Below are 26,340 nucleotides of genomic sequence, written 5' to 3' on the forward strand. Positions count from 1 at the left end.
CTTTCTAACCCCTCTCTTCGTCTAACTGTACAGGAAGTAGAAACGAACATCAAAAAAGGGAGATGTCACTGATCTCCCCTTTCAATTTCTATTGTATGGTCGTTTGACTTTTGAGCCCCACGATAAATTAAAATCACGAGTGTCCCAATCAATACCACGACCGACCACATATGAACAATCCCTATCAGATTTAATGGCTTGAAGAAGTATCCCCAATCGTTATCAAACCAGTAGGCTAAATAACTCGACAAACCATAAGACCCGATCAATGAAAGTAGAACAAAACGCATTCGTATATACCTCAACGCTCGTTTCGTTACCCACCAAATGACAATCGGTACAATCACGTATCCAAACGGAAACCCCCATACATAATCCATAGCCGCCACAAAAAATGCCCAAGGGATTAAAAAGAATAGACCAACGCAGCATGTCTTCATTGTCTTCTCCTAAATAAGTTCAACTTCTTTGATTCTAGCTTACCAAATCTCATACATTGTGATGTTTATTTTTCTAAAAGAAGTGAATACTTCTTATGGTGAAGAAAAAATAAAGGAGTGTTCCAATATGCATACAGATTTTACGAACATGTACATCAATGGTGAGTGGGTCAACGGATCAAGTGAAAAGTCAATCGACAACGTCAATCCATTCTCGAACGAGACTCTCTTCTCGATTCAATCAGCAGATGAAAATGATTTAAACCGTGCCTACGAAGCAGCCAAAGAGGCTCAGGCGGAATGGGCTGACATGGTCCCCCAGGCGCGACGTGAATTGATTGAGAAGTTTGCTCAGATCACGATGGACAATAAAGACTTTATTGTCGATTGGCTTGTGAAGGAATCCGGTAGTACACGTATTAAAGCAGAAGGCGAATTTGCTGCATCGATGGCTATCATCAAAGAAGCCGCGACATTCCCATTCCGTATGGACGGACTCATCAAACCTTCGGTCGTGCCGAACAAAGAGAACCGGGTTTATCGTAAACCACTCGGGGTCATCGGAATCATCAGTCCTTGGAATTTCCCGTTCCATTTGGCTGTTCGTTCAATCGTGACGGCTCTCGCGACCGGGAATGCGGTCGTCGTCAAACCAGCTACAGCGACACCGGTCACAGGTGGTCTTCTGTTCGCATCACTCTTTGAGGAAGCCGGGCTTCCAAAAGGTATACTCAATGTCGTCGTCGGACGAGGGTCTGAAATCGGGGACGCCATTGTCGAACATCCAATCCCACGTCTTATCTCATTCACAGGTTCGACTGAAGTCGGGCAAGGAATCGCAGAGAAAGCTGGTCGCTTATTGAAGAAAACGGCACTTGAACTCGGTGGAAATAACGTGTTCGTCGTGCTCGATGATGCCGACCTCGACCGAGCCGTGGAATCAGCCGTCTACAGCAAGTTCTATCATCAAGGACAAATTTGCATGTCGACGAACCGAATCCTCGTTGCTGAATCGATTCATGATGAGTTCGTGGAACGTTATGTCGAACGGGTTAAACAGTTGAAAGCAGGGAATCCGAACGAAAAAGACACGCAAGTCGGTCCGCTCATCGATCACGACCAAATCGACCGCATTTTAGAGCAAATCGAGAAGACAGTCGATGCCGGCGCTACCGTCCATACCGGCGGAACAGCCGACGGCAACGTCCTCGAACCGACCGTCGTCAGTGGCGTCACGAATGACATGCCACTCGCGAAAAATGAAATCTTTGGCCCGGTAGCTGTCATTCTCTCCTTTAAAGATGACGAGGAGGCGCTCCGTCTCTCGAATGAGTTACCATATGGATTGAGTGGTGCCGTTCACGGATCGGTTTACCGCGCGACCAATTTTGCACAGAAAGTCGAAACCGGCATGATTCACGTCAACGACCAATCGGTCAATGATGAACCACACATGCCGTTCGGGGGCGAGAAAAACTCTGGTCTCGGACGTTTCAACGGTGAATGGGTACTCGAAGAGTTCACGACGCTTCAATGGGTATCAATCATGCATGAACGTCGCGAGTATAAACCATTCTTCTCATAATACGGTTCATATAAAAAACCAGGCAGACAAGCCTGGTTTTTTATATGAATTCTTTATTTCACGATTTCACGAAGTCGATTTCGGCTTCTCAATGACTACTTTTCCATGTTCATCTAGGAGAGGTGTCATTCCACTCAATCCTAAACCACTAGTCATGATGTAATGCACGCCCGTATACTGATCCACGACAATTTTAATGATCCCGCCACTCATATGCTGTTTCGACTTCAATATGAATCGTTGTCCCACGACATACCTTCCCCCCTCTTTTTCGATTTAGAATGCCTTCACAATCATCTCATACCTACACGAAATATATACCATTTTTCACCATTTCAATCATTCTAAGAGTTCATTTACATCCTTGATATGTTCTTCAGCAATTTTAAAATATTCGTTACTATCCATACCTTTTGAAAAAACGAACTCGTTGTTGTCATTTTCCCAAAAGTTCACCATCAATTCCATCGTGGATTCCTTTGGGTTATTGATGGTCACTACATATTGAGGAAGCCCTTTTGGACGTTCGTTTGTGATTGTACTTGCTTCAATCATCGTTTTGAAACTCTCAATCTTTTCTTCATCCGTCACTCTATTTTCAGCGTACACAATCGTTTGTTCATCAGTATAATTGCCAACAACAAGCTCTCGTTCTTGTTGACCACATCCCATTAATATAGATAACGAAATCACACTGAGGAAGGTAATCATTTTCTTCAATAACATGTTCTCCCTCCTTTACATTTTAAAGACGCTTACATATTATCATAAGCCACGATTTACAAAAAAAGACGAATGAGGCCGCATTATACGACCTCATTCGTCAACAATTTGACTTTATGTTAGATTTTCTTCACAAACTCCGACTTCAACTTCATCGCACCTAGACCGTCGATTTTACAATCGATGTCATGGTCACCTTCCACGAGTCGAATCCCTTTCACTTTCGTTCCTTGTTTGACGACAAGCGAGGTCCCTTTCACTTTCAAATCCTTAATCACGGTGACGGTGTCTCCGTCTTGAAGTGGGTTTCCGTTCGAATCTTTGATTTGTGAAGCCGCTTCCGCTTCTGCCGCCTCGCTCGGTGACCATTCATAGGCACATTCCGGGCATACGAGCAACGGTCCATCCTCGTATACATAAGATGATTGGCATTTTGGGCAATTCGGATACTCAGTCATTCCATTTCCTCCATTCGATTCACTCGTTCCAGTATATCGTATGGTAGCTCAGTCTTTCTAGACCGTTCATTCTTCTGTAGGCGATGCAGGACCTTCTAAATCAAGTTGATAAAACGATAAATCGAGCCATTTGCCAAACTTATATCCGGCATTTCGAATCGTTCCTGAATGTACGAATCCGACTTTTTCATGCGCACGAATACTCGTCACGTTCGACGCGTCGATTCCACCAATCACCGTTTTCATTCCTCTCGCTTCGGCAATACGGATAATTTCTTTTAACAGTTTGTTGCCAATTCCTTTCCCGCGGTAACCGGGATGCACGTATACGGAATGCTCGACCGTGTAGTGATACGCTGGCCACGGGCGGAATGGCCCGAACGTCGCAAACCCCATGACCACGTCATCCTCGACCCACACGATGATCGGACAGTCTTGCTCTTTTTTCTCTTCATACCATGCCACTCGATTCTCGAGCGTCACCGGTTGATAGTGATAGACGGCCGTACTGTTTACAATCGCATCATTGTAAATATGTAAAATCATTTGAAGATCATCTCGTCGACAATTGCGAATCATCCCCATACCACCTTTTCGTTTTTTTCATTATACGAATCCCCTCTTCAAAAGACACGAAAAAAGTGACCGGTCCCATCAACCGGTCACTCAAATCATGCGGCCAAGCGGTCACACATCGAGGCACATTCTGTACAGACACGCGCACATTCCTGGCAATGTGCGTGCTTATGTTTTCCACACTCCTGTGCGCATGCTTTGCAGATGACCGCACACGCTCGCGCGAGTTCAGGAACGAATGCCGAATCACGCGTCATCGCCTCGGCAAGAAACGCACAGGCAGCGGCACATTCGCGATCCAGTCGAATACAATCGACCATCATCTGTACGTCTTTTTCTTCTAAACAAGATTCCAGACAGTAGTTGCACGTTTCCACACATTCGTGGAGCATTTCAAGTTCGTTCGCATAGATTCGGTAAGCCATACATCCTTCCCCTTTCGCTTCCTCAATTTTAGACACGTTACTGCTGTTCCCTAATCGGCGAAAGAAAAACGACCCGGTTCAAAAATCCGGGTCGTTCACGAACTTATGATACAAGTAAGCGATTCGATTCAGTAGTGACTCATCATATTGTTTCGGCATGAAACGATAGCGATACAATCGATACATCCGCTTCAAGTCTTCCCACTGATGATCGATTTGTTGCCCTTGTCTGAAGCGTGCCAAATCAATCAAGAAAATCTGTCCGTTCGGGGTCAAAATAATGTTTCGTAAATGGACATCAGACGGGGTCAGTCCTAGCAACCGCGCTTGTCGAAGCGCTTCATCTACTACCTCGATGTAAGACGGGTCAATCCAGACGCCTTCCGTCAGACACTCAAATAGCGTCTTTCCTTCGATGTAATCCATCACGATATATGACGCACCAGACTCATAGCACTTCGGAAAGTAAGGGAGCCCCTTTAGTTTTTCATAGATTGCCGCTTCTTCAGTTGCGATTTGTTCATAACCTGGAAAGAATACTTTGATAACACGATCCTTTTCCTTTAAACGAAACACGGCCGCACTTCGACCGATGCCATGTAAACGAAGATCTGGGTGCATCGTGGCTACCTGAAACGAGTCACCCACTCTTTCGAAGGTGACATCCGCATATTGTTTATAGTTACTCATCCGTCACGCCTCTTTCTTCATTCTCTTCCCCCTCATCATAACGCATTCAAGCTCATTTGACGTTAAAACTGCTCGAGTTGGTGACAAGTGACGTCCTTTCTCGTAAGACGTATAATGAAGAGCGACTGACAACTAAGGAGGAGTTATAATGCAACGCATCGCTTTGACAGAAGAATTATCATTCTCACGCATCGTCCATGGGATGTGGCGTCTCGCTGATTGGGACATGACCCCACAGGAACGCCTCACGTTTATCGAACAATGTCTTGAGCTTGGCATCACGACATTCGACCATGCGGATATTTATGGCGGTTACACGTGTGAAGGCTTGTTTGGGGAGGCCTTGAAATTAAAGCCTGAACTCCGAGACAAGATGGAGATTGTCACAAAGACCGGAATTAAGTTGACAGGGTCGTTCAACCCGGGTCAAACACTCAATTATTACGACACGACAAAAGAGCATATCATCGCGCAAGCAGAGCGTTCGTTAAAAGAGTTGGCAATTGATCATATTGATACGTTACTTATCCACCGTCCAGACCCACTCATGAACCCGGATGAAGTGGCCGAAGCTTTCATTACGTTGCGTGATAGCGGTAAAGTACGTGAGTTCGGCGTATCCAACCACGTGCCATCGACACAGAACTTGCTCCAATCACGACTCCCGTTCCAACTCGTGACGAATCAACTTGAACTCTCTCCGATGCAATTGAAGCACTTCGAAGACGGATCGGTCGACCTTTGTCACGAAAAACGGATGCCGCTCATGGCTTGGAGCCCGCTTGCTGGAGGTCAACTCTTCAAAGACGAACAGTACGCACCCCTTCGTGAAAAACTTGAGGAAATCCGTGCACGTCACAACGCGAGCGGGATTGACTCGATCGTATATGCGTGGCTCGTCAAACACCCTGCGAACATCATGCCAATCATCGGATCAGGAAAAATCGAGCGTGTTCAGACAGGTGTCGATGCTCTTCAAATCGACCTCACACGAGAAGAATGGTTTGAAATTTTGAAGGCGGCACGCGGACGAGATGTCGATTAAAGGGACCTTCATCAAATAAATCCCACCGAATTATAACGTGGCAATTTAGAAGAAAAATTACCTTTTTCTAAAATTGCATGACACCAACGATTTTTCGTCAAAAATCGACACCGCTAAAGAGTCAAAAAGTAAAAATAAGACATAATTGGTTTTTCTCCCCGTTCAGTTCAAGTCGAACGGGTTTTTTGATTTTTTTTCGAAATAACAAATTAATTTTCCTAAGACTAAAGTCACAAAAAAATGGTGCTAGAATGGTGAAAGTGATTCACCAAAGGAGAGTACCGATGTGAAAAAGTACCTGATTTTCAGTACCCTCGTTATCCTATTTTTCTTATTCGGATGCGAGGAAGAACGCGCACTCCGACTTCAACCCGCTCCTGAATATTATCAAGGACGTGCCCTGTTACCTAATGGACAGCAAATCGAAATGCCAGAATCCGATCGCGCCGCTATTATTGAGATGTGTCAACCAGACCATGCGATTCCGACGATTCCAAACGGTGAACGACGTTGGCTCGGGACGATTACATTGACACAACCACTGACCGATTCTGCCGCCAATGCTAACTTTCCGACAGCAACTTTTTTCACTGTCGAAAATAAATCCTATGTACAATGTCAGCTCGATTCCATCACGTATGTTACAAAAATCACCACACTCCCTGAGAGTTTAAATGACGCCCAATATGCAGCAAAAACGTATCCGGATGTTTCAAAATTCCGATTTGCGGAACCACATGAATATGAGCACTTTGCACAAGAGATGCAAAAACCGATAGGTAATGAGCCCTATCCAGAAAGAAAAGGGATTGAACATACTCTTTTCCACATCACGATGCCCTTTACCGGGGAATTTGAACTCACTTTTACATCATCTGAAGGCGAAGACCACTTGAAAATTCCAATTGATTCCTCGCACCCTCCCTATTTGTCGATTGGACTCGGGACAGAGGAATCCGATGATGCGTTACAATATGCGATTTATACGAGCCAAGATCAAAATAACTATCAAGAGGTATTGCGACCAAAACATGCGCAGATTTCACAAATGTTCGGGGCAAAGACAGCTCCGCAGCTTCCTTCTGTTCTTGTACCTGGGCATGAATATTCGCTCTATAGTTTTACATTCATGAAAGATGGAACAGCTCATCGCCAGACTGTCTCACTTACGTATCATGAACCCCAGTTACTCTATGGGAAAGAATTGAACGAACAGATTCACCATAAATTAAGCAGTCAACGTCATGTTATTTTTCATGATTTGGCGCTTCTCGGTACAGAATCGAAAGATGAATCCTTCTTACATCATGTGGGTCACGATGAAATGGAATTCATTTTCGGCGCAATCAAACGAGCAAATGCAACTGCCTATGCAGGAAAACCCGCTCCAACACCGTATGTCACGTTGTTTCAAGGCGTATGTGCCCAAACATTCGATGTCAGCTATGATGGTGCCGATGTGTATGTAACCAATTCAGAGACAGGCGCCCATTTTAAGCTATTACGTGAGGACGCCATCAAGTGGTATAACCTGTTTGAACAAAACACATAATCCGACAGATGCGAACGCATCTGTCTTTTTGCATATTCACGAGGCAAATCTCGTCCGATGGAACACATTTTTTGGGAAGATAAGAAAGGAAAGGAGTGAATCATTTTGACAAATCCATTTATTCGAGACGTGAACCGTCATTGGCGGGTCTCTTACCGACAAAACGGATATCCCCATGTGCAACAGGGTTGGGTGTTGCCCCCGGAACAAAAAGAGGAATTTGATCCGTTTATTTTGATGGCAGAAGACTGGTTCAAGCGTGGGACGTTTTCGGACCATCCCCATCGCGGATTCCAAACGATCACGTATGTCATCGATGGTCGTCTAGAACATATTGATAATCATGGAGGACATTCGATATTGGACGCCGGTGACGTTCAATATATGAATGCTGGATGGGCTGCCCGTCACGCCGAAGAAGCGGTCGACGATGATTTAATTCATACGCTTCAACTTTGGTTGAACTTGCCAAAGTCGTTAAAAACGACAACGACTTCCTATCAGAACGTATACGTCGAGGACGCACCCGTCGTTCCCTTCGACGGCGGACAGCTTCGTGTCTATTCCGGCGAAATCGCGGGCGTAAAAGGACCGATGGAAAGCCTCGTCCCCATCACGATGACAGAAATATCATTGAAGGAAGGCAGCGAATACGAACACATCTTGCCTGCGAATCATAACAGCTTTTTATATGTTTTAGCTGGGTCTGTAGAAGTCGGAACGTCCAGCACGCCACTTACCAAAACGGACGTGGCGACGCTGACGTTCGATGAAACATCTGAGGCGGTGAGCACACTTCGACTGAAGGCCACGACACGTACACGCCTCCTTGTCTATTCTGGAAAGCCGATTCGAGAAGAGTATATCGCGCACGGCCCATTCGTGATGAACACGGAAGAAGAGATTCGCCAAGCCTTTCGTGATTATCATAGTGGCGTGTTCGGTCCTCCAGCGGTGAAATAAACAAAGGGAGCCTCTCAACTCGAGAGCTCCCTTTCCTAATTATGATCGATCTGGTTGTAACACCGTCTGTTGTGTAGGTACGTTCCCAATCGGTACGGTACGCTCGACGAGCACATAACGTTTCCCTTCCACTTCGAACTTGCGGTCTCCAAGATAGTTAGCGGACTTTCCATCTTCATATAATTTCGCCAAAATAGCCGGCACGTATTCCTCAAGTTTCGTATAGTGCTCATCGAGGGTCATCACGATATTGCCACCCTTATATCCGAGCCAGTAACTATAAAAGAACCAACCTAATGACAATACTCCAAGAATACCGATTCCGATTGTAAGTAATTCCATGATTTCATTCCTCCAATTTTTTCATGACAATCTGACGTTTTGGAACAAATCCAAGCTCGCTGTAAAAAGAGGCAGCATCTGTGTTGATCATCCAGTAGTCCAGTTCGATCGTTCTAAAATGATGGGTTAATGCCCAACGCTCCATCCATTCCATCACGCGTCGACCGTATCCTTTTCGCTGATACATCGGGTCAATGCTGATGTGATGAATATAAATCGTTCGAACGGCTTGACGAAATGCGGTCGCCTCACCCACCTTCTCCTCAAACCATATGTAGCCGATTGGAGTTGCTTCAAGCTCCATCACCATATAATGATGACCCGGTCGTCCAATCAGCGTCAAAAAAGCTTCATACATCTTCTCTTCCTCATACTCTGCAAAAAAAGTCGGATTCATATTGACATGATGCTCATGGATCGACCGATTCAGCCGTGCGACGAGGCGGGCATCCGTTGTTGGCTTAAATAAGATATCCTTCATCCGATATAGTTTGAAGGGTTTCGATCTTCATTTACACCGTGTGGTTTTTCAGTCCCCTGTAACGTATGCTCTTTCGAAGATGATGTCCCTCTCCCTTCTAGGCGACGTTGAAGCGGACGAGCCAAGAAGTAACCAACAAGGAGCGAGATGGGTAACACAAGAAAAAATGAGCCGAGTAGCGTCAACATATACCCTTTATCTGTATCTCCTGCAATCATTCGGAGAACAAAGAACAAACCGACGAAAACGAGTGCCGCCAAGGCGTATTCGACGCACTTTCCAAGAAACCGTTTCATATGAGATCTCCCCCTTCAAGGTTTAATATCATATACGGTGATTCCCACAAAAGGTTTCACACATCATGATTTTCTTTATACCATTTCGTCGCTAGTCGTTCCGTTTCGATAATCCACTCGTGCTTTCCTTGAATGTAACCCTCCATATCTTCCGGATGCTGCGCTGCGAGTTGCAACTTCAATTCTCCATACGCATCGCGCACGTCAGGGAATGTACGCAAATAATCTCGGAAAGCGAGATGTCTCACGACATCTGGATTGCCTTCTTCAAATACATGTACGTGAACCGTCCGCATTTCTTCCCCTTTTCGAAAATAGCGGCGCTTGGGAATCCCGTATTCTCCAAGTCCTCGATACCCGAGTGCTTCCATTCGTTCCGTATACGCATCGACTCGCTCAATCTCTCGAACGACAGGCATCATATCGATGATTGGCTTCGCCGCGAGTCCTTCGACCGACGTACTCCCGATGTGATGAATCGCAACAAGCTCTCCTTCAAATAAACGGCTCAACTTGCCTGCCTCTTCTTCAAACCGACCCTTCCATTCTGGATTGTATGCGACCACTTCAACTTTTCGCATGATTGGTTCCTCCTCAAAAACAATACTCTTTATTGTCATCATACCCGTTCTGCACACTGCTCGACAGGATGGATTCCACTTCAAAAGGTTTGTACGCAAATAAAATGGGAAACCTTATATTAATGACTTGAGAACTGGAGCGTGAATAACGATGTTGACAGAAAAACAAATCGAAACGTTTAAACAACGTCTATTGAAAGAAAAAGCAAAAACAGAAGGATACATGGATGGGCGAGAAGAAACATACGATGAAGGCGAACTCTCTCATTACGATAATCACCCTGCCGACTCAGGTGAAGAGCTCTTTTTACGAGAGCGCGACCAAGCACTGAATGAACTCGATGAAGAGTTCTTAAGTGATGTCGATAAAGCCTTGCTCGCCATTCAGAACGGGACGTATGGTAAGTGCGAAGTGTGCGGGAAAGACATCGAACTAGATCGCCTTGAGGTCATCCCAGAAGCTACGCTCTGCATCGAACACGCCCGTGCACAAGAAGAGGAAGAGCATGCTCACGAACTCGATCGACCGGTCGAAGAGGATGTGCTGAACCCGAACGAGACGGCCCGTCGCAAAGAACTAGACGGAACGGATGAACCTGGGCAAAAAACAGATGCCTTCTCCCAAGTAGAAGACTATGGAAGTTCGGATACGATTGCCGATAGTGAAGGCAACCACGACCCGACACGCGAACAATAAAAAATGCCCTGAACCTCGTTTACGAGGCTCAGGGCATCTGTCTGATTAAAACGTTGCTTTCACCGGAGAAGCACCACCTAGGCGTGCTGCCACTTTCATCGGATCAATGGCATTCCCAGCTGAACTAGCAGAGAAATTGTAGTTCCCTTTATGAATTTCAAAGTGCAAGTGTGGACCTGACGAGTTGCCCGTGGTACCGATTTGACCAATCGCTTCACCTTGACGTACTGTCTGTCCTAATTTCACATTCACTTTGTGCATGTGAGCATAAACCGTCGTCCATGTTTGACCATCCACGTTGTGTTCGATCTGCACATGATTTCCATAAGGTCCGCTCGCACTGACTTTAGTGACCTTCCCTGCTTCTGCGGCATAGATAGGCGTGCCTGTTTTAGCGGCGATGTCTAATCCATTGTGGAATGTGTATCCGAACTGACCGCTCGCTGCACCGAACCCTTGTGAGAGGCGCCCTTCCGCCGGCATTAAGAATTGGTCTGGCGCCATCGCTTCATATTGTTTTTTCAAATCGCTCAATTGATTCGTTTGCTTCTTATACTGTTTCGACTTTTCATCATATGACGTCTTCACGTCCTGACGTGTCGCTTCAATTTGTTGCTGCTCTTCTTTTAGCTGTTTCAGCGTTTCACTCGTTTGTTTTTTCTTCTCAACGAGTGTCTGATGCGCCTCTTCGGCTTCAGCGGCCTCTGCTTTCGCACTTGGCAACACAGAAGAAACGACTTTCGCAAAGAGTGATTGTTCTGCCGGTACAAGCTCTTTTTCGATAGATTCCAAGTTTTTAGAAGTACCTTCGATTTTATCGCGCAACGCTTCTGCATGATGATCGACTTGCTTCAATTTCGTTTTAATGGCGTGAATGGATTGTTTTGTTTCTTTGACTTGCTGCTTCGTCTGTTGCACAGATTTTTCTGTGTGTACGAGGTCTTGCGGGGTCATTTCGCTAGCGGATGCCGTCTGCCCTTGACATAAGAGCACACCGACACCTGCTGTCATGATGAGTTGTTTCCACATATATATAATAAACCCTCCAAATTGATACATTCATGAACTCCAAAAAAGCTACATGTGCGAATATACCACTGGGGGTTAAAAATTTCAATATATGAAGTTTTTCATTTTCATGTCATACATGACAGCATCATGTGAGAATTTCAGAGATCACTTCACAAGGATTTCACTTACGCTTTTTTGTATAATATCCCGCCCATAGGATGCCACCGATAGAAAGAAGGGTTACACTCACGCCACCTAACAGTAGACCTTGCGACACACCTTGTGGGAGATTGGTCGTCAGGGCAATCAATGTCGCAGTATTCCCACCAATTAATACGATGATACAAATAACTAGTAACCGCTTCATCAGGCGTTCTTCACCATCTCAAATTGAGTAATCTCATCTTGGACAAACCCTAATCGCCGTGCCGCTTCGACCCATTCAGGGCGGTCCGACGTCAACGTGATGTGAAGTGGCGTTCGGCTTGCTGCCGCCCGCAATAGCCATTCCGCTTCTTCTGCTCGTCCAAAAACATCGAGCAATACGTGATCGCGGTATAATAAAAATCCTATTCGATTTCCTTCTACGACTTTCACTAACTCAGCTGCTTGTTGGGTCAACCGTACATCGCGTTGCCAAATCGGAACATGATTCGCTGCCGGATACACCTCATCAAATAACGTTTGAATCGGTTCAGAAGTCATATTTGCGGTCGTTTCTAATGAGACCGCTTGGAAGTAAAGGATTTCGCGAGTCGTTTTGTAACCCAGCCGTTGATAGAGAGACAGCGCCGCAACGTTCCCTTGAATGACTTCAAGTAAGCGAGTACCTTTTGCTTCCGCTTCAAATCGTTGCATCAATTCGGTCGCAACGCCTAACTTCCGAACGTGTGGGGCGACTGCGAGTCCACCACAACGTGTCTGCCATTTCGAATCGAGATAAGCAATCCCACTCAATACGACACCGACTGGCGTTTCGCCATCGTAAGCGACGATGGAACGAGACGGTTGATTTTGATCTCGTACGAGAAAGATGTCTTCGAACGTCTGCTCATCGAATTGAAACGGAATGATATAATCAGAAAAACCAGTCATAAACGCGCGATACAAATCTTATAGTGGCGGGTTTTGACGATATGTAAGTTGTGTCGACATATAATTCCTCTCTTCTAAATGAATTTACTTACAATTGAAGGAGACTCCTCATGAAAATCACACTAGACGATCGAAATGATACGCATCGACCAATTCTCGATACGATCACGCTACCGACGGACCAAGAAAAGTATACGACCCTGCCTAAAGACATGGATGATCCATTACCTGATGGCACTTATCCGATTGTCGTCCTCAGTACGAAACCGGTCGGAATGTTTTTACTCCATGACAATGAACGCGTCGCATCTTATACGAGCGAACCTCATGCCTTGCTCTTCTCCGCTTTCGCCATCAACTATGACGACCAAAGACAAGGTTACGCTAAAGCAGCACTCCACGAACTTCCGAAGTTCGTACAACAACAATTTCCTCATATTCGTGAAGTCGTTCTGTCGGTCAATCTGAAAAACGAAGCTGCTTTTTCCCTTTATACGCACGTTGGATGGGTTGATACAGGACGTCGCATCGATGGTCCGATTGGTGAGCAACGGATTCTCTCCTTATCGATTTGAGGCATCCATTCGTGTCAAACTCTCAAATACGTTTTGCCAGTAAGTCAGACGATGGGGGGCTAAATCGGTTTGTTTGATTCGGACAAGATGATTCGTCATAAGAGAGCGTCCCTCAATCGTACGCAAGCTTCCTTCTGTAAGCGCCAAAAGCTCGTTCCGGTTTACCGATACGATCTCCATCACTTCCTCGTCGTCAAAATGAATCGGCTCTCCTTGATAGACATAGCTATACGTATGTGCAAATTCGCGGTCGACAAACCCGTCCAGTTCAATCACATCCTCAAAGACACCAAGAGACGTGAGTTGCTCGAACCTCAAGGAGAGTCCGAGTTCCTCTTCGATTTCACGAATGCCATCAACAATCGTCTCGCCTGCAGTGAGGTGTCCTGCTGCGGTAATATCATATTTCCCGGGAAAATCCTTCTTTCCCATGCTTCTTCGCTGAAGGTAGATGAGGTCTTCTTTCCAGAGCCAGCAATGGAACGTCTCATGCCAATCCCCATCCAGATGAACTTGTTCCCGCTCTTTCACTCCTATTTTTTGATGATTGGCATCAAAAATCATGAGGAGTTCTTTCATGTGGACACCCCATTTTCTAGAAATCGAATTATTCCATTCGTCGCATCTAACTCGACTTGAATGCCAATCGGGAAGACATGCGATGGGAATGTGTGTCCAATATCAACGTTCGTTAGAATCGGGATGTTCGTATCTCCGATGACTTCGAGCAATAAATCATTGAATGAGAAGGGGGCCGATTGATCTTGAAAATGCTCATGTTTCCCAATGATCAGACCTGAAATCTCATCAAATACGCCAGCCAATTTTAGCATGCTGAGCGACCGTTCTTCTTCAGCCATCGTTTTGAACGAGTCTTCTAGGAATAAAATCGTTCCTTTCAAATCAGGATAATAATCTGATTTGAAAAACCCGGACATCGTATTCAAATTCCCTCCAATCAACGCCCCTCTTGCCTTCCCACCCTTTAGTGGGATCCACCCTTCATTCGGCTGCAATGTCTTGACGCGTTGTTGCGTTGACCAATCGAGCATCTCTTCGGTCCATTCATCAGGAATATGTAACTGAAACGGAGCGTTTCGTTCTAAGCAGAGAATGTCTTTGACATATTGCTCGCCCGCCTCAAACATTCCTCCATATTCCCCGAAAGAAGGGACGATCGCCGGTCCATAAAATGTAACGACTTCCGTTTTTGCATAACACGCCATCAAAATTGCCGTCACATCACTATAACCCATGATGATTTTAGGTTGACGTCGCAATTGCTCATAATCGATATACGGTAGTAATGAGTTCGAATTCGTTCCACCAATCGTACTGATGATCGCCTTCACTTCAGGATCATGTAAAAATGCGTTCAGTTCGTCCGCGCGATCTCGAATGGACGATGAACGAAATCCTTCTGTTTTATATGTACACATGCCCTCTTTCACCTTGAATCCCATTCGCTTGAGCTGTTCGACGCCACGTTGATAGCGTTCCTCAAATTGAACAGGTGCCGGAAAAGAAGGCGTAATGATTCCTATCGTATCCCCGACTTGCAGCTTTGGCGGTTTAATCATGATTCCCACTCCACTCCCTCGTAACATGGTTATGAACGCATTATACCGTAGGAGTGGTCAGCCATGCTTCAAAATAAATCAGGGTCTTCCGATAACGTTCTCACTTTCCGAACTTTTGCTGGTCGTCCTGTCCATCCGAGCGCCACAAAGAAAAAGGCCCCCGCCAGTAAGCCGAATAATGTGATTAATCCGATTTGTACGCCGAAAAATCCGTACTGTTCTCCTAATTTCACGAGTAAAAGTGGAGCGAATAGACAAATGAGGCTGAGTGAAAAGAGCCCACCTTTCACTCGACGTTTTGCATTACCAATTGTATACCAACCAAACGTGAGCCATACACAAGCCACCAAACCGAGTGTTCCCATCATCATCCACATTCGCCCACACCTCACCTTTTCGTTTTTCTTTCTATTCCCCATTTTTCTTATGATTCCTACTATTTTTTCAAGTAATGAGAGAATTTCTGGGTAAAGATACATTAGATGAGATGCGAAACGGGACGACAAAGGAGTGAGGTAGACATGAGTTCACGATTAACCTTTGCCTTAATCTTTCTCGGTCTTTTTTTAGTCGCCGTTTATTGGCTGAGCACGTGGAATGACAACATGGTCGAAGGACAGATTGAACGAGTCGATATCCCCCAAATATTGATTGAATCTACCGAATCCTCTGAAGAAGTCACATTGCGTGTCATCTTGATCAATGATCAAACCGAAGTCACTGGCATCGTCAACAGCGTACAAGGGCTACAGAGCGGCCAACTGGTAACAATCGAGGTCATTCCGACGAATTCGAACTTGAACATCGCGCGGACGATTGAAGTCATGGCACCATGATTTTTTGAAATGAAGCGTAACTTTTCCAGAACTGTGGAATATGACAACAGAATCCAAAAAGGAGTGGTCGGATTGATTTCAAACAAATTATTATCTGGAAAAGTAGCGTTCGTCACGGGAGCGGCCTCTGGAATCGGACGCGCCGCTGTCATTCGCTTTATTCAAGCGGGTGCGAAAGTCGCCATTCTCGACTTGAATGAGGAGGAGGCGATGCGTCTCGCTAGTCTTGTGGGGGAAGAGCGCGCCATCGGTATTCGTGTGGATGTGTCGGATGAGCAGGCGATGAAAGAAGCGTATGCACAGACGATGGATCGATTCGGTCAAATCGATATCGTCTTCGCGAACGCTGGACGAAACGGGGCCATCACACCGATTGAACATTTATCTTTAGAGGATTGGAACGGTGTCATCGAGACGAATCTCACCGGGACCTTCCTAACCGTCAAACATGCGATTCCACATTTGAAAGAGAAGGGTGGAAGCATCATTATCACTTCATCAATCAATGGCAACCGCTATTTTAAAAATTTCGGTTTCAGTGGTTATGCCACAACAAAAGCGGGACAGACCGGTTTTGCGAAAATGGCTGCCGCCGAACTCGCTCAATTTGGAATCCGGGTCAACTCCATCTGTCCAGGGGCCATCGATACAAATATCGATGATTCGACCAATCGTGACGATGCATTGCTTGAAGAAGTCGTTATTCCCATCGAGTATCCGCTCGGGAACCAGCCACTCGCCGGAAAGTCCGGTTCCGCCAAACAAGTCGCGGACGTCGTCTTGTTTTTTGCAAGCAACATGTCGAGCCATGTCACGGGCTCTGAGGTTTACGTTGACGGTGCGGAATCCCTCTTGTAATCGAAAAGCAGGTCGTCTCATCCGAGACGGCCTGCTTATTTGAGAATAGGACTTTTCATGACAGCTTTTTGGTAGAACGGCTGAAAACCGAGCCGTTCCATATTACGTCCAGATGCCGAATCGACTTTCGTCGTTACGGTCAAGACGTCACAGCCAAGCGCTTTCGCCTCGGCAATCCGTTCCAAAATGAGTTGCGTCTGATACCCTTTTTGCCGATATGCCGGGACGGTGCTCGTCAGAAACAATTCTCCAATTCCGTCTTGTATCGCTAAAATCCCACCTGCTACGACAGTATCCGCTTCTCGGACGAGATAGGCGTGATTACTCGGGAGTGCATAGAATCCTTTAGCCGTATCAATCGTTTCTTGAAGGATGGTTCCGGATTCGGCAAATCCTGCCGCAATCGCATGTGCCCACTCATGAATTGTTTCATTCTTTACTTTTTCGACCTGGGTCGTTGTAGAATCAGACGAATATTGTTTCAAATCCAACGTCCACACATCTAAAAAGTGATCGAGTGTGTAGTTACGCTCTTGCAACAAGCGGAGTAACGAGTCCTCTGCCAATGGACAAACTTCGATATGTAGACGTGATACGTTTTTCCCGCGTACCCACTTTTCCATTTGATGCAGATCATAAAAGCTTGTCGGTCGATTCAACCCGAATCCGACCGCAAAGCTCATATTCCCCATTTTAAACACGTGTCCTTTACCTTCTACGTGCAGTTCCGCACCTTCATAGGGAGGGGTTTGTTTGCGATGTCGAATGTAAGCAGACGTCCCCTCTGCTTTGATGCGCTCGATGCGTCGTGCCAATTCTAAACGTTTCACTTTGTTCCCTCCCTTGTCTTTTTTCATGTTGAGTGTAGCAGATCACGTTCGGATGAGATGACCGTACTGAATCATTCGTTCTCGTACAGAAGGAACGAGGTCCTCAGATCCTAACACGGCTTCCCATTCTTGTAACCTCACATCAATCACTTCATCCGCTTGTAAAGTGAGTTGTCCTAAGTCAATGGGGTTCTCGCATACGTAACAGTACAGATCCAAGAAATAGGTGCCCCGCTTAATCGTTGTCACGAACCGAAGTTGCTCAGGCAACACGCATAGCCCCAGCTCTTCTTTCAGCTCACGGACCGCACCTTGTCGACTCGTTTCTCCAGCTAAAATCGAGCCCCCAGTTCCTTCCCACAGAAGCGGGTACGTCTTGTCCGGATGGCGTTTTGATAGCAAGAGTCTCCCATCCGAATCGAACGTGAACACTTCGATGACCGTATGAAATGTATGCGGTTCTAGTTCATCCCCACGAAAATGGGTTCGACCGAGCAGTTGCCGATTTTCGTCGAGTAAATCCCACATTTCCCGCTTCATGGACGAATCTCATCAATCGTGAACGAAGAGGAGCCTTGAATCTCTTCGATAAAGTGTGAGCCAAACAACATGGCTGGGGTGAAACTTCCAGCAAGCATTCCGCCGGAGCCAAGTAATCGTTTGACGACGGCGAGTGCGCCATATACGGTGAAGGCATACGTGCTCGCAGTTTGAATGCGAACGATGATTTTACGGCCCCCCTCATTTGTTGCCTCGCCCCATACATACGTCGAGTTTTTTTCACGTTCGGCTTCATTTGGTCCCGATACGTTCTCATCGACATAGCGGAGCAATCGTTCCTGCACCGCCTCTTTTCCAAGAATCGGGCTGAACCAGGACAAAGCGCGTGCCAAATAAGCGGCCGCTGTCGGGACCGGCACCCACGTCGTAATATTTGGGATGTCCGTCGTATAATAGGCGGTCGAAACATCTCCCCAAGGAATCGCGATGGCGGTACGGCTTCCACGTCCGAAATCAATCGTTCTTCGTTTTGCCCCGATTGGGAATGATGATAGTTTCCCGTTCACACGTTCCATACTGCTCGATCCAAGACCACGGACAGCCGTTTTCATCGTACCTGGAGAAATACCAGCTGCCGCCGAAAATCCGAGGGCGAGTGTCGTCGCATCCGGCAAAAGTTCCCGTAATTTTCGTGCGACACAGTCTGTTGGGATGACATCAAACCCAACACCGGAACATAAAATCACACCACGTTCTTTGGCTTGAGCCGCTCGCTGTTTAGAATGGACATATTCGAACACGTCGATTTCCCCGGTAATGTCTAAATAATGTGTGCCCGTTTCCAGACATGCCTCAATCATCACTTGGCTCGTATCCGTGAACGGACCCGCACAGTGAAGTACCAAATCCACATTGTGAAGCGCCTCGATTGCCGCTTCGCGACTTAATGCAAATATTGCTGTCTCGCAGTCGAGCTCGTCCCCGAGGCGATGAATCTCACGTCCGTTCCGACCGGCAAGAATCGGACGCAATCCGTCACGGACAGCCTGTCGGGCAATCAGTTCCCCCGTATAGCCATTCGCCCCATAAATCATCCATTTCATCTTGAAACCTCCTTGTATGAGTTTGTCCATGTTCGTTTCCCTAAATCGAGTTGAATCGAACGAAGAAATCTTGAACGACTCCAATCAGATATACACTCCCCATCGCAACGAGCCAGCATCCAATCGGGATGAAAAGATTTTTGATTACCACTCGTTTCGTCACATCGATCTGATTCATCAATCGACGATCAATCAGGAAGAACAAAACGGCTGCGAGCAGACTCAACCATGACAAGATGAGTCCAAATAGAATATGTAAAACGAACGAAATGAACAACTGTACGCGTTCCGAATTGAATCGCTTTGCGACCCAATCACTAAACCACGATGTCACGACGCCATATGTAAAAATGATGGGAAAACTATAAGCCATGTAAACCGTACATAATAATAGAAATCCAGATACGCTCTCTAAAAATGAAGTTTCCACAAGTGTTTGTTGCGAAAATTCAACAATGCTTAATAGAAGCGCATAGATGGGCACAGTCCAGGAAGCCGCGATGATTTTTCGTTTCACCATCGAATCCCTCCTTTCTTTCCATTCTTCTCCACTTTAGCGCAATCCACTTGAAAACGCACAAAAACCAGCCTGAATTCAGGCTGGCTTCGCGATTTGTTAATTGTTTGCAACTTCTCCGGCTTTCGTGCGGACCGATTGCATCGCTTCCGTCCACGGAAGGAGTTGGTCGAGCATGTCGTTGACCGATTGTGCTTGCACATCTTTCGGTGCGAAATGCGTCCCGTTCTCGAAGTCCGTGAAGAGTGAGAGCGCAGGATGGACACGTACGTGAGCGATTGACAATTCACTCAAGATGCCACGTAAATGTTCCGTTGCCCGTGCTCCACCGACAGAACCGTATGAGACGATTCCAGCTGCTTTGTTGTTCCATTCGACACGTAAGTAGTCGAGTGCGTTTTTAAGAGATGCTGAGATGGAATGATTGTATTCTTGGACGATGAAGATGAATCCGTCCATTTGCGCAATTTTCTCCGACCAGGCTGCTGCGCCTGATGCGTCTTGGCCAGCTTCACCGAGAAGCGGCAAGTTGTAGTCTGCGATGTCGATGACTTCATAGTTGGCATCGCCACGTTTGTCGGCGAGTTCTTTCACCCATTCCCCGACTTGTGGACTGACGCGACCTTCACGAGTTGATCCGAGTACGATTCCGATGTTTAACATAGTAGTTCCTCCTTGGTTATGTTGTGATGCATCTGATTTTCCAAATAAGCGATTCAAGAAACTCATTTCATGCCCTCATATTCTTTCTCAAATGTTTTCGTGCTTCTGACTGTATCGATTGGTCGTACCATCGCCTCGATTTGCGAACGTTTCGCTTCGAGGAACGGCGGGAGTGACAACTTCTCACCGACCGTCTCGTACGGCTCGTCTCCCATGAATCCAGGTCCATCTGTCGCCCATTCGAACAAGATTTGCGGCGCGACACGTGCATAGGATGATTCAAAGAAGAAGCGATCGACGTAGCCAGAAGTCGGCAAACCGAACTGTTGGAGACGTGCTGTCCATTCATCGAGGACGCTGCGGTCTTCGACACGAAATGCGACATGGTGCACGGTACCGAACCCTTGACGCGCTTGTGGAGATGTCTCGTCGTGAATGACGATCACTTGCGCTCCGTTTCCACCTTCACCTCCTTCAAAGAGATACACATCACCTTCTCGCCCGATCTCTTTAAATAGCATCACTTGCTCCATCACTTGTTTGAAATATGTGATATCGGCGATGCGAATAAAGATTGGACCAAGTCCCGTGATCGCGTATTCAAGCGGGATTGGACCGTTCTTCCACGGCTCGCCCGACGCGATGCCTTCGTTGAACTCATCCGAGATGAGTTGATACGCCTGCTCATCAAAGTCGATGAACGAGAGCGTCTTCTTCCCGAACTGTTCTTGAATCCCTTCGTGCTCGACACCGAGACGGTCGAATCGACGGACCCAATACGTCAACGCTTCATCTGTCGGTACGCGGAACGACGTCTTCGCGATCTCATTTGTTCCGTGCTTACCTTTCGGGATACCTGGGAAGTCGAAGAAGGTCATGTCTGTCCCCGCCTTCCCTTTATCGTCCGCAAAGAATAAGTGATACGTTTGAATGTCGTCCTGGTTGACCGTTTTCTTCACTAAGCGCATCCCAAGAATATGGGTGAAGAAATCATAGTTTTTTTCGGCACTACTCGTGATTGCCGTGACGTGGTGAATTCCTTTTACGTGGTTCATCGTTCTCTCTCCTTTTATATCTTGATTTCAAGATACATGATTAAAATTTTTTGCGGCTTCTGCCCGCTTCCCAATTTGTTTCAACTGTTCAATCGTCTCTGTTAGAGATAATCCTTCAAACAATACATTCATATGCTCCGTATGCTTCGGAAAAATATCTTGCATCAGGCGCTCTCCGTCATCCGTTAGCGCCGCATATGTGATGCGGCGATCGCTCGGACAAGCTTTTCGGACGAGATACCCTTTCTCCTCTAATCGGTCCACGACATACGTCATGCTTCCGCTCGAGAGGAGAATTTTCTTTCCGATGACTTGAATCGGTTGATCCCCTTTATGATATAAAAACTCGAGTACGGCGAACTCGGTCGCGTTCAATCCGTAAGACGCCACTTCCTGCTTCACCAGGTCTTGTAACGACTGAGAGGCGCGCAACAGCACAGTAATTGTCTTCAATGCATCAGATGGTTCCATCTGTCTCCCTCCTTTGTCCAAGAGAGCCATTAACTTAAATTCAAATATCTTTAATTCGAGATAAATATATCACGTGATGATTTTGTCGTCAATCGATTTGATTAAAAAAATGAGACGGGTTGTTTCCGTCTCATTCCCCTCGCCGAATCACAGCCATCTCACGACCGAATCGATGGCCTTCATCAACGAATCCTAGGCTTTCATATAAGTGATGCGCTGCCTCATTCTCAGGGTGATAGCCGACGACAATCGGTTTCTCTGCGCCAATTTCTTCAAGCATCAGCTCTGTCGCTTGTCGACCAATCCCTTTGCCTTGATGAGCATGGTCGATCATGATTCGGTAAATCCACCATGCATCCAATTCTTCCGGCTCCGTGTTGTACATGAGGAAGCCGACCATCGTCTCTTCCTCATAAATCGCACGCGGGCGTAGCGTCGGTTCATACATCGCTTGAAGTAACGAAATCGCATTCGGCTCCATATAAGACTGTTGCTGTTCACTTAATGCCAGTTGACAGCATGTATACCAATTTTGTGCATCGATCGGACGTAATGAAATCATGTCATTCTCCTTTAGTCATATATCTCATTTAAGTTTCTCGCATAGAATGCGATGGCACGGCGGTACCTTGCGATGCTCTCGTCCGGCTTCGGGCTAGCGAGCAGCTCGAGTAACGCGCCCGTCGCCTCTTCATGGCGACCGACGTTATAATGCGTCATCGCCTGAAACACCTTGAGCGCCCCGTGATTCGGGAATTGCTCAATCGCCTCTTCAAATAACTGTTCCGCCTCTGCGTATCGTCCGAGTGCCCGATACGTACTGCCGAGTCCGAGATACGATTCGACCAACTCTTTCCCCGTCAACCCGAGTCGGATAGCCCGCTCATAATGCGGTACGGCTTGACGTTCTTCCCCGAGCGAGTCATAACACCAGGCACAATATGCATGAAGTCTCGGATTCTTCTCATCCTGTCGTAAGAGCGATAAGAACAGTTGCTTCGCCTGTTCGAGCTGTCCCTCTTCATGGAGGCGAACGGCTCGATCAAACTCACTTTCCTCTATCACGTCGGTTCCCTCCTGTACGAAATCTTCGTCTAACCAAGATTGTAGTGTTTCGTAATACTTGCCGATATGTACCCCATCAACGAGTGCATGATGGGCTTGAACGGATAACGGCATAACCAGACGCTCTCCTTGACGCTCGAACTTGCCCCAGGCGATGCGTGGCACGCTATCGTCTTGTTGCTGATGCGTCGGATGCATGATGCTCGTGAACGTGACCCACGGGACGCTCGTGATATACAGCAAATCGTCGGGCTCGTCATCCCCGACCACGACTTCATCAGCAGCTCGCTCCATCCGCGTCGTCACTTCCTGTAAGAACGTCGGTAAATCTTCATGGAACGTGGCCGCACAAAAGTTGAAGACACCCTCGTCTAACATGACCGTGAACGAAGGATGGACCACCTCGTGTTCGACAACCTCTTCTCCACGGATTCGATAGCGTAATTCCGGAATCGCGTTCGCCGCTCTCACAGCACCATATAAAAAGAGCTTGAAGAACGATTGATTGCTCGCCTTGGCATATGTATAGAGATTTGTCACATCCACGTTCGCCGTCACGTTGAAATGTGGCGCGTCAAACGCTTTAAAAAACTCAAAGTGCTTACGTCGTGCCCACGTCTCGATTTCAATTCTTTTCATAAAAACTCCCCCTCCTACGCTCTTACTGTAGCAGAGAGAGTTTGTTCGCTCATAGTTTTTGTTTTAACTGTTCGTAATGTCCTTTTGCCAAATCAAAGTAGACGAAGTCTCCACGTTTGATCCGTTTGAGCGTCGCTTCAAACTCACGCCATCCCCGCTCGACTTGTTCAGGCGTCAATTCGCCGCTCTCAGTCGCCGCTTTGAACTCATCCTCATCTTTTTTGACGATATCCCCGTTCGGAAATACGAGGATATCGAGCAACAAGTCGTCCATGTACGGAATGCCATTTTCGTCGCCGATTCGGTCGACGAGGTCGATATACCATTGCACGATTTCACCGTCAGGGTTGAACATGACCGTCACACCGAACGGTTCATTGTCCGGGAAATATTGGAGCCAACCAAACCCGGCATCTGCCACGATGAATTCTTCGCCGTTATGCATCTTATATTGAGGTGCCCGAACCTCATCGATTTGGAATAAGGCGACGACGCCTGAAAATTGTTCCGTCTGAACACGAACTTGCGCGTAGCGGTTCTTTAAAATCCGTTCCCAGTCTCGTCGATTCGCATACTTTCGTTTTGCCATATGGATCTCCCCTTTGGTCATCTCTGTATATGATACAGTTCGCCAGAAGAAGGAAAGTTCCTTGTTAGTCATACAGGTTGTGCTGATTGAACCAGACGAAATGGCTTTGCTTCAAGCGTTTCCGCTCGACCATACGTACGAACGCGTCTGTCGAGATGAAGCGGTTCCCGGGATGGAGGTCGGCCAACATCAAAAGGATGAGGCGTGAACCTCGTTCCCCCTCTTGAAGAGAGATATGCTCCATCTTTCCCTCGCCATTGAAGCGATTGATGAACAGTTCGACTTTACACTCCTCTTTTAACAGACGAGTCGTCACATATGCGACCTGGCTGATGATCGACTCAAAGTCGTGATGCAACGTGTAGCCAGATGGTCCACTCAAATCAACTGCGAATGTGAACGTGTCGAGCGACGTCTTTTGAAAGACTTTCGATTGGACTCGTCCAAGTTTCGCCGTCGCGACCCAGTCAATCTCTTTGACCGGTTCTCCTTCATAAGACTTTGACCCTAGAACCTGCAGTGGATTCCGTAGCGGCGATGCGGTCAAAGGTCGGTCCCCGAGCGCTAAACGTTTCGTGCCGACGGGTGGGTGTAACGTGAGCGACGGCAATACCGTCCATCGCTTCTCGATGGGGCACTCAAGAAGATACGTCCCGAGATGAAACGGGAGCGGAACAGCGAGTACGCATTCTTCGATATAAGCTGGTCCCCGAAATTCGGCCTGAACGCGGAGCGAGTGACGGGCCTGGTCTGTTCGTATCGACATATCTAAACTATTTGGGGAACGGTCATGGTCTGGAAAGCTGAGCGCCGTATTGGATTTCAGTCGAACACGAACCGGAAGTCCGAGTCGTTCGAGGGTTTCACTTCCATCTAACATCACTTGCACTTCCGTCTCATCCCCAACAAAGAGAAGAGATTCGTGTGTATGTATATGAAGACGAAGGGCTCGCTCTAACTGTTTCCGCGTCCGTTCGAAGAACCAGACGATGCCCGCAAGTAAACAAAGGGCATATCCGACAATCTCCATGTACGGGACGAATACGAGAATCACCCCAACGAATCCATAAACCGGAATCCATTGTTTCTGTAGGGCGTTATGTGTCGAGAATGTCATCATCAACCCTCGACCGGCACAGAAACGGTGTCTAAGATGTAGCGGATGATGTCCTGTTTCGTCGATTTGATGCCTCCTTCAAGCGTCAACGTCAAACGATGGGACAAGACATAAGGTGCCACGGCTTTCACATCTTCCGGAATGACGTACAATCGATCGTTCAGATAGGCATAACTTTGAGACGTTCGCATGAGCGCAATGGCTCCGCGTGGACTGACACCGACCTCGACGGATGCATGTTCCCGGGTCGCATGGACGAGCCCGAGTAAGTAATCGAGGACATCATCTTGGATCGATACTTGCTTCACTTCCTCCTGAGCACAGCGTAACTCGTCTAACGTCGCAACCGCCTCTACGGTTTTCCTCGTTTGGCGCATCACTTGTAAGAGGAGTTCTCTCTCTTCCGCAACATCAGGATAACCGACTGGAATCGAAATCAAGAAGCGATCGAGTTGGGCATCCGGTAACGGGAACGTCCCCGCTGATTCGATCGGGTTTTGCGTCGCGATGACGAAAAATGGTTTCGGCATCGGATACGTCTCTCCCCCGATGGAGACTTGTCGTTCTTCCATCGCCTCGAGCAAGGCGGACTGCGTTCGTGGGACCGCTCGGTTGATTTCATCGATCAAGACGATATTCGCAAAGATCGGTCCTCGTCGATGATCGAACGTCTGCGTCTGCATGTTGAAATAGTCTGCGCCGATTACGTCAGACGGTAACAAGTCGGCCGTGAACTGGATGCGAGAGAATGCCCCATCAAAGCTGGCCGCAATCGTCTTGGCCAGTAACGTTTTTCCCGTACCCGGTACATCCTCTAACAAAATGTGCCCTTCCGCGAGTAACGCCGTACAACAGAGACGCACGACATCCTCTTTTCCTAAATACACCTCGTTCAACTGTTTGATGACTCGCTCCATGCCCATGATATGACCTCCATTTTTTGTCTTAATCAAACTTTACCTTTTTATGGTAAGATAAACA

The 26,340-nt window shown here is 47.0% G+C and carries 37 protein-coding genes; 8 read left to right on the forward strand and 29 right to left on the reverse strand.

Annotation, left to right across the window (positions count from 1 at the left end; translation table 11 throughout):
* Window positions 1–65: 65 nt before the first annotated feature.
* A complete protein-coding gene (locus KNO90_RS06400; RefSeq protein WP_215113253.1) occupies window positions 66–440 on the reverse strand; it encodes a hypothetical protein in 375 nt (124 codons plus the stop codon).
* A gap of 127 nt (window positions 441–567) precedes the next feature.
* Here KNO90_RS06400 and KNO90_RS06405 point away from each other — a divergent pair, with 127 nt between their 5' ends.
* On the forward strand, window positions 568–2,025 hold the full coding sequence (locus KNO90_RS06405; RefSeq protein ID WP_215113254.1) for an aldehyde dehydrogenase family protein: 1,458 nt from the start codon (window positions 568–570) through the stop codon (window positions 2,023–2,025).
* Window positions 2,026–2,091: 66 nt separating this feature from the next.
* Here KNO90_RS06405 and KNO90_RS06410 read toward each other — a convergent pair whose 3' ends face one another.
* The 6 genes from KNO90_RS06410 to KNO90_RS06435 all read right to left on the reverse strand — a co-directional run bounded on the left by KNO90_RS06410 (window position 2,092) and on the right by KNO90_RS06435 (window position 4,897).
* On the reverse strand, window positions 2,092–2,274 hold the full coding sequence (locus tag KNO90_RS06410; RefSeq protein WP_215113255.1) for a DUF6440 family protein: 183 nt from the start codon (window positions 2,272–2,274) through the stop codon (window positions 2,092–2,094).
* Between the two features lie 90 nt (window positions 2,275–2,364).
* A complete protein-coding gene (locus tag KNO90_RS06415) occupies window positions 2,365–2,751 on the reverse strand; it encodes a hypothetical protein (RefSeq protein ID WP_215113256.1) in 387 nt (128 codons plus the stop codon).
* Window positions 2,752–2,867: 116 nt separating this feature from the next.
* Entirely contained in the window at window positions 2,868–3,206 is a 339-nt protein-coding gene (locus KNO90_RS06420; protein ID WP_214742285.1) for a zinc ribbon domain-containing protein YjdM, read from the reverse strand.
* Window positions 3,207–3,272: 66 nt separating this feature from the next.
* A complete protein-coding gene (locus tag KNO90_RS06425; protein WP_214780197.1) occupies window positions 3,273–3,785 on the reverse strand; it encodes a GNAT family N-acetyltransferase in 513 nt (170 codons plus the stop codon).
* A 92-nt stretch (window positions 3,786–3,877) separates the two neighbouring features.
* Complete coding sequence (locus tag KNO90_RS06430; RefSeq protein ID WP_215113257.1) at window positions 3,878–4,207, reverse strand: four-helix bundle copper-binding protein; 330 nt, start codon at window positions 4,205–4,207, stop codon at window positions 3,878–3,880.
* A 78-nt stretch (window positions 4,208–4,285) separates the two neighbouring features.
* Window positions 4,286–4,897 (reverse strand): protein kinase family protein, encoded by a 612-nt coding sequence (locus KNO90_RS06435; RefSeq protein ID WP_215113258.1) that lies wholly within the window; start codon window positions 4,895–4,897, stop codon window positions 4,286–4,288.
* 148 nt (window positions 4,898–5,045) lie between these two features.
* Here KNO90_RS06435 and KNO90_RS06440 point away from each other — a divergent pair, with 148 nt between their 5' ends.
* The 3 genes from KNO90_RS06440 (at window position 5,046) to KNO90_RS06450 (ending at window position 8,457) form a co-directional block, all read left to right on the forward strand.
* Window positions 5,046–5,942, forward strand: coding sequence for an aldo/keto reductase (locus KNO90_RS06440; protein ID WP_215113259.1), 897 nt, complete (start codon window positions 5,046–5,048; stop codon window positions 5,940–5,942).
* Between the two features lie 286 nt (window positions 5,943–6,228).
* Complete coding sequence (locus KNO90_RS06445; RefSeq protein ID WP_215113260.1) at window positions 6,229–7,494, forward strand: hypothetical protein; 1,266 nt, start codon at window positions 6,229–6,231, stop codon at window positions 7,492–7,494.
* A 105-nt stretch (window positions 7,495–7,599) separates the two neighbouring features.
* Entirely contained in the window at window positions 7,600–8,457 is an 858-nt protein-coding gene (locus KNO90_RS06450; RefSeq protein ID WP_215113261.1) for a pirin family protein, read from the forward strand.
* Between the two features lie 39 nt (window positions 8,458–8,496).
* Here the strand turns inward: KNO90_RS06450 and KNO90_RS06455 are convergent, their stop codons facing one another.
* The 4 genes from KNO90_RS06455 to KNO90_RS06470 are packed head-to-tail and all read right to left on the reverse strand — an operon-like array spanning window position 8,497 to window position 10,157.
* Window positions 8,497–8,799, reverse strand: a complete 303-nt coding sequence (locus tag KNO90_RS06455; protein WP_214742291.1) for a hypothetical protein — start codon at window positions 8,797–8,799, stop codon at window positions 8,497–8,499.
* Between the two features lie 4 nt (window positions 8,800–8,803).
* Entirely contained in the window at window positions 8,804–9,280 is a 477-nt protein-coding gene (locus KNO90_RS06460) for a GNAT family N-acetyltransferase (protein WP_353048479.1), read from the reverse strand.
* On the reverse strand, window positions 9,277–9,576 hold the full coding sequence (locus KNO90_RS06465; protein ID WP_214742293.1) for a hypothetical protein: 300 nt from the start codon (window positions 9,574–9,576) through the stop codon (window positions 9,277–9,279). Before KNO90_RS06465 ends, KNO90_RS06460 begins: the two co-directional genes overlap by 4 nt.
* Window positions 9,577–9,632: 56 nt before the next feature.
* The gene (locus KNO90_RS06470; protein ID WP_215113263.1) at window positions 9,633–10,157 is read right to left on the reverse strand and encodes a GrpB family protein; all 525 of its coding nucleotides are present in this window, start codon (window positions 10,155–10,157) and stop codon (window positions 9,633–9,635) included.
* 151 nt (window positions 10,158–10,308) lie between these two features.
* On the opposite strand from KNO90_RS06470, the gene KNO90_RS06475 reads away from it, so the two are divergent.
* Entirely contained in the window at window positions 10,309–10,854 is a 546-nt protein-coding gene (locus KNO90_RS06475) for a TraR/DksA C4-type zinc finger protein (protein ID WP_214742295.1), read from the forward strand.
* Window positions 10,855–10,899: 45 nt separating this feature from the next.
* On the opposite strand, the gene KNO90_RS06480 is transcribed toward KNO90_RS06475, so the two are convergent.
* From KNO90_RS06480 to KNO90_RS06490, 3 genes are all read right to left on the reverse strand, one after another.
* Complete coding sequence (locus KNO90_RS06480; RefSeq protein WP_215113264.1) at window positions 10,900–11,883, reverse strand: M23 family metallopeptidase; 984 nt, start codon at window positions 11,881–11,883, stop codon at window positions 10,900–10,902.
* A gap of 163 nt (window positions 11,884–12,046) precedes the next feature.
* Window positions 12,047–12,232: a hypothetical protein gene (locus KNO90_RS06485; RefSeq protein WP_214742297.1), complete on the reverse strand. Its 186-nt coding sequence runs from the start codon at window positions 12,230–12,232 to the stop codon at window positions 12,047–12,049.
* Window positions 12,232–12,960: a GNAT family N-acetyltransferase gene (locus KNO90_RS06490; RefSeq protein WP_251127334.1), complete on the reverse strand. Its 729-nt coding sequence runs from the start codon at window positions 12,958–12,960 to the stop codon at window positions 12,232–12,234. Before KNO90_RS06490 ends, KNO90_RS06485 begins: the two co-directional genes overlap by 1 nt.
* A 110-nt stretch (window positions 12,961–13,070) precedes the next feature.
* On the opposite strand from KNO90_RS06490, the gene KNO90_RS06495 reads away from it, so the two are divergent.
* Window positions 13,071–13,535: a GNAT family N-acetyltransferase gene (locus tag KNO90_RS06495; protein WP_215113265.1), complete on the forward strand. Its 465-nt coding sequence runs from the start codon at window positions 13,071–13,073 to the stop codon at window positions 13,533–13,535.
* Here KNO90_RS06495 and KNO90_RS06500 read toward each other — a convergent pair.
* The 3 genes from KNO90_RS06500 to KNO90_RS06510 form a co-directional block, all read right to left on the reverse strand.
* Entirely contained in the window at window positions 13,524–14,114 is a 591-nt protein-coding gene (locus KNO90_RS06500; protein WP_215113266.1) for an NUDIX hydrolase, read from the reverse strand. The genes KNO90_RS06495 and KNO90_RS06500 overlap by 12 nt on opposite strands.
* Window positions 14,111–15,115, reverse strand: coding sequence for a S66 family peptidase (locus tag KNO90_RS06505; protein WP_215113267.1), 1,005 nt, complete (start codon window positions 15,113–15,115; stop codon window positions 14,111–14,113). The genes KNO90_RS06500 and KNO90_RS06505 overlap by 4 nt, the downstream gene beginning before the upstream one ends.
* A gap of 68 nt (window positions 15,116–15,183) precedes the next feature.
* Window positions 15,184–15,492 carry a hypothetical protein gene (locus KNO90_RS06510; RefSeq protein WP_214742302.1) on the reverse strand — a complete coding sequence of 103 codons (309 nt, stop codon included), beginning with the start codon at window positions 15,490–15,492 and terminating at the stop codon, window positions 15,184–15,186.
* 144 nt (window positions 15,493–15,636) lie between these two features.
* Here KNO90_RS06510 and KNO90_RS06515 point away from each other — a divergent pair, with 144 nt between their 5' ends.
* Window positions 15,637–15,951 carry a hypothetical protein gene (locus KNO90_RS06515; protein WP_214742303.1) on the forward strand — a complete coding sequence of 105 codons (315 nt, stop codon included), beginning with the start codon at window positions 15,637–15,639 and terminating at the stop codon, window positions 15,949–15,951.
* 72 nt (window positions 15,952–16,023) lie between these two features.
* Window positions 16,024–16,809 (forward strand): SDR family oxidoreductase, encoded by a 786-nt coding sequence (locus KNO90_RS06520; RefSeq protein ID WP_214742304.1) that lies wholly within the window; start codon window positions 16,024–16,026, stop codon window positions 16,807–16,809.
* A 35-nt stretch (window positions 16,810–16,844) separates the two neighbouring features.
* On the opposite strand, the gene KNO90_RS06525 is transcribed toward KNO90_RS06520, so the two are convergent.
* The 12 genes from KNO90_RS06525 to KNO90_RS06580 all read right to left on the reverse strand — a co-directional run bounded on the left by KNO90_RS06525 (window position 16,845) and on the right by KNO90_RS06580 (window position 26,282).
* Window positions 16,845–17,639, reverse strand: a complete 795-nt coding sequence (locus tag KNO90_RS06525; RefSeq protein ID WP_214742305.1) for a GNAT family N-acetyltransferase — start codon at window positions 17,637–17,639, stop codon at window positions 16,845–16,847.
* Between the two features lie 42 nt (window positions 17,640–17,681).
* A complete protein-coding gene (locus KNO90_RS06530) occupies window positions 17,682–18,179 on the reverse strand; it encodes an NUDIX hydrolase (protein ID WP_215113268.1) in 498 nt (165 codons plus the stop codon).
* Window positions 18,176–19,243, reverse strand: a complete 1,068-nt coding sequence (locus tag KNO90_RS06535; protein WP_214742307.1) for a saccharopine dehydrogenase family protein — start codon at window positions 19,241–19,243, stop codon at window positions 18,176–18,178. Before KNO90_RS06535 ends, KNO90_RS06530 begins: the two co-directional genes overlap by 4 nt.
* Before the next feature lie 40 nt (window positions 19,244–19,283).
* Window positions 19,284–19,763 carry a hypothetical protein gene (locus tag KNO90_RS06540; RefSeq protein ID WP_215113269.1) on the reverse strand — a complete coding sequence of 160 codons (480 nt, stop codon included), beginning with the start codon at window positions 19,761–19,763 and terminating at the stop codon, window positions 19,284–19,286.
* A 96-nt stretch (window positions 19,764–19,859) separates the two neighbouring features.
* Window positions 19,860–20,489 carry an NADPH-dependent FMN reductase gene (locus tag KNO90_RS06545; protein WP_374193977.1) on the reverse strand — a complete coding sequence of 210 codons (630 nt, stop codon included), beginning with the start codon at window positions 20,487–20,489 and terminating at the stop codon, window positions 19,860–19,862.
* The gene (locus KNO90_RS06550) at window positions 20,486–21,478 is read right to left on the reverse strand and encodes a ring-cleaving dioxygenase (RefSeq protein ID WP_215113270.1); all 993 of its coding nucleotides are present in this window, start codon (window positions 21,476–21,478) and stop codon (window positions 20,486–20,488) included. Before KNO90_RS06550 ends, KNO90_RS06545 begins: the two co-directional genes overlap by 4 nt.
* A 27-nt stretch (window positions 21,479–21,505) precedes the next feature.
* A complete protein-coding gene (locus KNO90_RS06555; protein WP_214742310.1) occupies window positions 21,506–21,949 on the reverse strand; it encodes a MarR family winged helix-turn-helix transcriptional regulator in 444 nt (147 codons plus the stop codon).
* Between the two features lie 130 nt (window positions 21,950–22,079).
* On the reverse strand, window positions 22,080–22,511 hold the full coding sequence (locus tag KNO90_RS06560; RefSeq protein ID WP_214742311.1) for a GNAT family N-acetyltransferase: 432 nt from the start codon (window positions 22,509–22,511) through the stop codon (window positions 22,080–22,082).
* A gap of 11 nt (window positions 22,512–22,522) precedes the next feature.
* Window positions 22,523–23,653, reverse strand: coding sequence for a tetratricopeptide repeat protein (locus KNO90_RS06565; RefSeq protein ID WP_215113271.1), 1,131 nt, complete (start codon window positions 23,651–23,653; stop codon window positions 22,523–22,525).
* Window positions 23,654–23,702: 49 nt separating this feature from the next.
* A complete protein-coding gene (locus tag KNO90_RS06570) occupies window positions 23,703–24,242 on the reverse strand; it encodes a ribonuclease FAU-1 family protein (RefSeq protein ID WP_215113272.1) in 540 nt (179 codons plus the stop codon).
* A gap of 64 nt (window positions 24,243–24,306) precedes the next feature.
* Complete coding sequence (locus KNO90_RS06575) at window positions 24,307–25,359, reverse strand: DUF58 domain-containing protein (RefSeq protein WP_215113273.1); 1,053 nt, start codon at window positions 25,357–25,359, stop codon at window positions 24,307–24,309.
* 2 nt (window positions 25,360–25,361) lie between these two features.
* Complete coding sequence (locus KNO90_RS06580; protein ID WP_215113274.1) at window positions 25,362–26,282, reverse strand: AAA family ATPase; 921 nt, start codon at window positions 26,280–26,282, stop codon at window positions 25,362–25,364.
* Window positions 26,283–26,340 lie beyond the last annotated feature (58 nt).

Origin of the sequence: Exiguobacterium sp. s63, from assembly GCF_018617335.1 — a bacterium.
Classification (GTDB): Bacteria; Bacillota; Bacilli; order Exiguobacteriales; family Exiguobacteriaceae; genus Exiguobacterium.

What these genes read in the sequence shown, in the direction of transcription:
- KNO90_RS06405 (WP_215113254.1), top strand. Translation starts at nt 568, where the DNA reads ATGCATACAGATTTTACGAACATGTACATCAATGGTGAGTGGGTCAAC.
- KNO90_RS06475 (WP_214742295.1), top strand. Translation starts at nt 10,309, where the DNA reads ATGTTGACAGAAAAACAAATCGAAACGTTTAAACAACGTCTATTGAAA.
- KNO90_RS06500 (WP_215113266.1), bottom strand. Translation starts at nt 14,114, where the DNA reads ATGAAAGAACTCCTCATGATTTTTGATGCCAATCATCAAAAAATAGGA.
- KNO90_RS06540 (WP_215113269.1), bottom strand. Translation starts at nt 19,763, where the DNA reads ATGGTGAAACGAAAAATCATCGCGGCTTCCTGGACTGTGCCCATCTAT.
- KNO90_RS06570 (WP_215113272.1), bottom strand. Translation starts at nt 24,242, where the DNA reads ATGGCAAAACGAAAGTATGCGAATCGACGAGACTGGGAACGGATTTTA.
- KNO90_RS06535 (WP_214742307.1), bottom strand. Translation starts at nt 19,243, where the DNA reads ATGAAATGGATGATTTATGGGGCGAATGGCTATACGGGGGAACTGATT.
- KNO90_RS06420 (WP_214742285.1), bottom strand. Translation starts at nt 3,206, where the DNA reads ATGACTGAGTATCCGAATTGCCCAAAATGCCAATCATCTTATGTATAC.
- KNO90_RS06545 (WP_374193977.1), bottom strand. Translation starts at nt 20,489, where the DNA reads ATGAGTTTCTTGAATCGCTTATTTGGAAAATCAGATGCATCACAACAT.
- KNO90_RS06460 (WP_353048479.1), bottom strand. Translation starts at nt 9,280, where the DNA reads ATGAAGGATATCTTATTTAAGCCAACAACGGATGCCCGCCTCGTCGCA.
- KNO90_RS06580 (WP_215113274.1), bottom strand. Translation starts at nt 26,282, where the DNA reads ATGGGCATGGAGCGAGTCATCAAACAGTTGAACGAGGTGTATTTAGGA.
- KNO90_RS06400 (WP_215113253.1), bottom strand. Translation starts at nt 440, where the DNA reads ATGAAGACATGCTGCGTTGGTCTATTCTTTTTAATCCCTTGGGCATTT.
- KNO90_RS06510 (WP_214742302.1), bottom strand. Translation starts at nt 15,492, where the DNA reads ATGTGGATGATGATGGGAACACTCGGTTTGGTGGCTTGTGTATGGCTC.
- KNO90_RS06435 (WP_215113258.1), bottom strand. Translation starts at nt 4,897, where the DNA reads ATGAGTAACTATAAACAATATGCGGATGTCACCTTCGAAAGAGTGGGT.
- KNO90_RS06495 (WP_215113265.1), top strand. Translation starts at nt 13,071, where the DNA reads ATGAAAATCACACTAGACGATCGAAATGATACGCATCGACCAATTCTC.
- KNO90_RS06555 (WP_214742310.1), bottom strand. Translation starts at nt 21,949, where the DNA reads ATGGAACCATCTGATGCATTGAAGACAATTACTGTGCTGTTGCGCGCC.
- KNO90_RS06470 (WP_215113263.1), bottom strand. Translation starts at nt 10,157, where the DNA reads ATGCGAAAAGTTGAAGTGGTCGCATACAATCCAGAATGGAAGGGTCGG.
- KNO90_RS06560 (WP_214742311.1), bottom strand. Translation starts at nt 22,511, where the DNA reads ATGATTTCATTACGTCCGATCGATGCACAAAATTGGTATACATGCTGT.
- KNO90_RS06480 (WP_215113264.1), bottom strand. Translation starts at nt 11,883, where the DNA reads ATGTGGAAACAACTCATCATGACAGCAGGTGTCGGTGTGCTCTTATGT.
- KNO90_RS06425 (WP_214780197.1), bottom strand. Translation starts at nt 3,785, where the DNA reads ATGATTCGCAATTGTCGACGAGATGATCTTCAAATGATTTTACATATT.
- KNO90_RS06530 (WP_215113268.1), bottom strand. Translation starts at nt 18,179, where the DNA reads ATGAAGCGGGAAATGTGGGATTTACTCGACGAAAATCGGCAACTGCTC.
- KNO90_RS06490 (WP_251127334.1), bottom strand. Translation starts at nt 12,960, where the DNA reads ATGACTGGTTTTTCTGATTATATCATTCCGTTTCAATTCGATGAGCAG.
- KNO90_RS06505 (WP_215113267.1), bottom strand. Translation starts at nt 15,115, where the DNA reads ATGATTAAACCGCCAAAGCTGCAAGTCGGGGATACGATAGGAATCATT.
- KNO90_RS06515 (WP_214742303.1), top strand. Translation starts at nt 15,637, where the DNA reads ATGAGTTCACGATTAACCTTTGCCTTAATCTTTCTCGGTCTTTTTTTA.
- KNO90_RS06465 (WP_214742293.1), bottom strand. Translation starts at nt 9,576, where the DNA reads ATGAAACGGTTTCTTGGAAAGTGCGTCGAATACGCCTTGGCGGCACTC.
- KNO90_RS06430 (WP_215113257.1), bottom strand. Translation starts at nt 4,207, where the DNA reads ATGGCTTACCGAATCTATGCGAACGAACTTGAAATGCTCCACGAATGT.
- KNO90_RS06550 (WP_215113270.1), bottom strand. Translation starts at nt 21,478, where the DNA reads ATGAACCACGTAAAAGGAATTCACCACGTCACGGCAATCACGAGTAGT.
- KNO90_RS06440 (WP_215113259.1), top strand. Translation starts at nt 5,046, where the DNA reads ATGCAACGCATCGCTTTGACAGAAGAATTATCATTCTCACGCATCGTC.
- KNO90_RS06455 (WP_214742291.1), bottom strand. Translation starts at nt 8,799, where the DNA reads ATGGAATTACTTACAATCGGAATCGGTATTCTTGGAGTATTGTCATTA.
- KNO90_RS06575 (WP_215113273.1), bottom strand. Translation starts at nt 25,359, where the DNA reads ATGACATTCTCGACACATAACGCCCTACAGAAACAATGGATTCCGGTT.
- KNO90_RS06565 (WP_215113271.1), bottom strand. Translation starts at nt 23,653, where the DNA reads ATGAAAAGAATTGAAATCGAGACGTGGGCACGACGTAAGCACTTTGAG.
- KNO90_RS06485 (WP_214742297.1), bottom strand. Translation starts at nt 12,232, where the DNA reads ATGAAGCGGTTACTAGTTATTTGTATCATCGTATTAATTGGTGGGAAT.
- KNO90_RS06415 (WP_215113256.1), bottom strand. Translation starts at nt 2,751, where the DNA reads ATGTTATTGAAGAAAATGATTACCTTCCTCAGTGTGATTTCGTTATCT.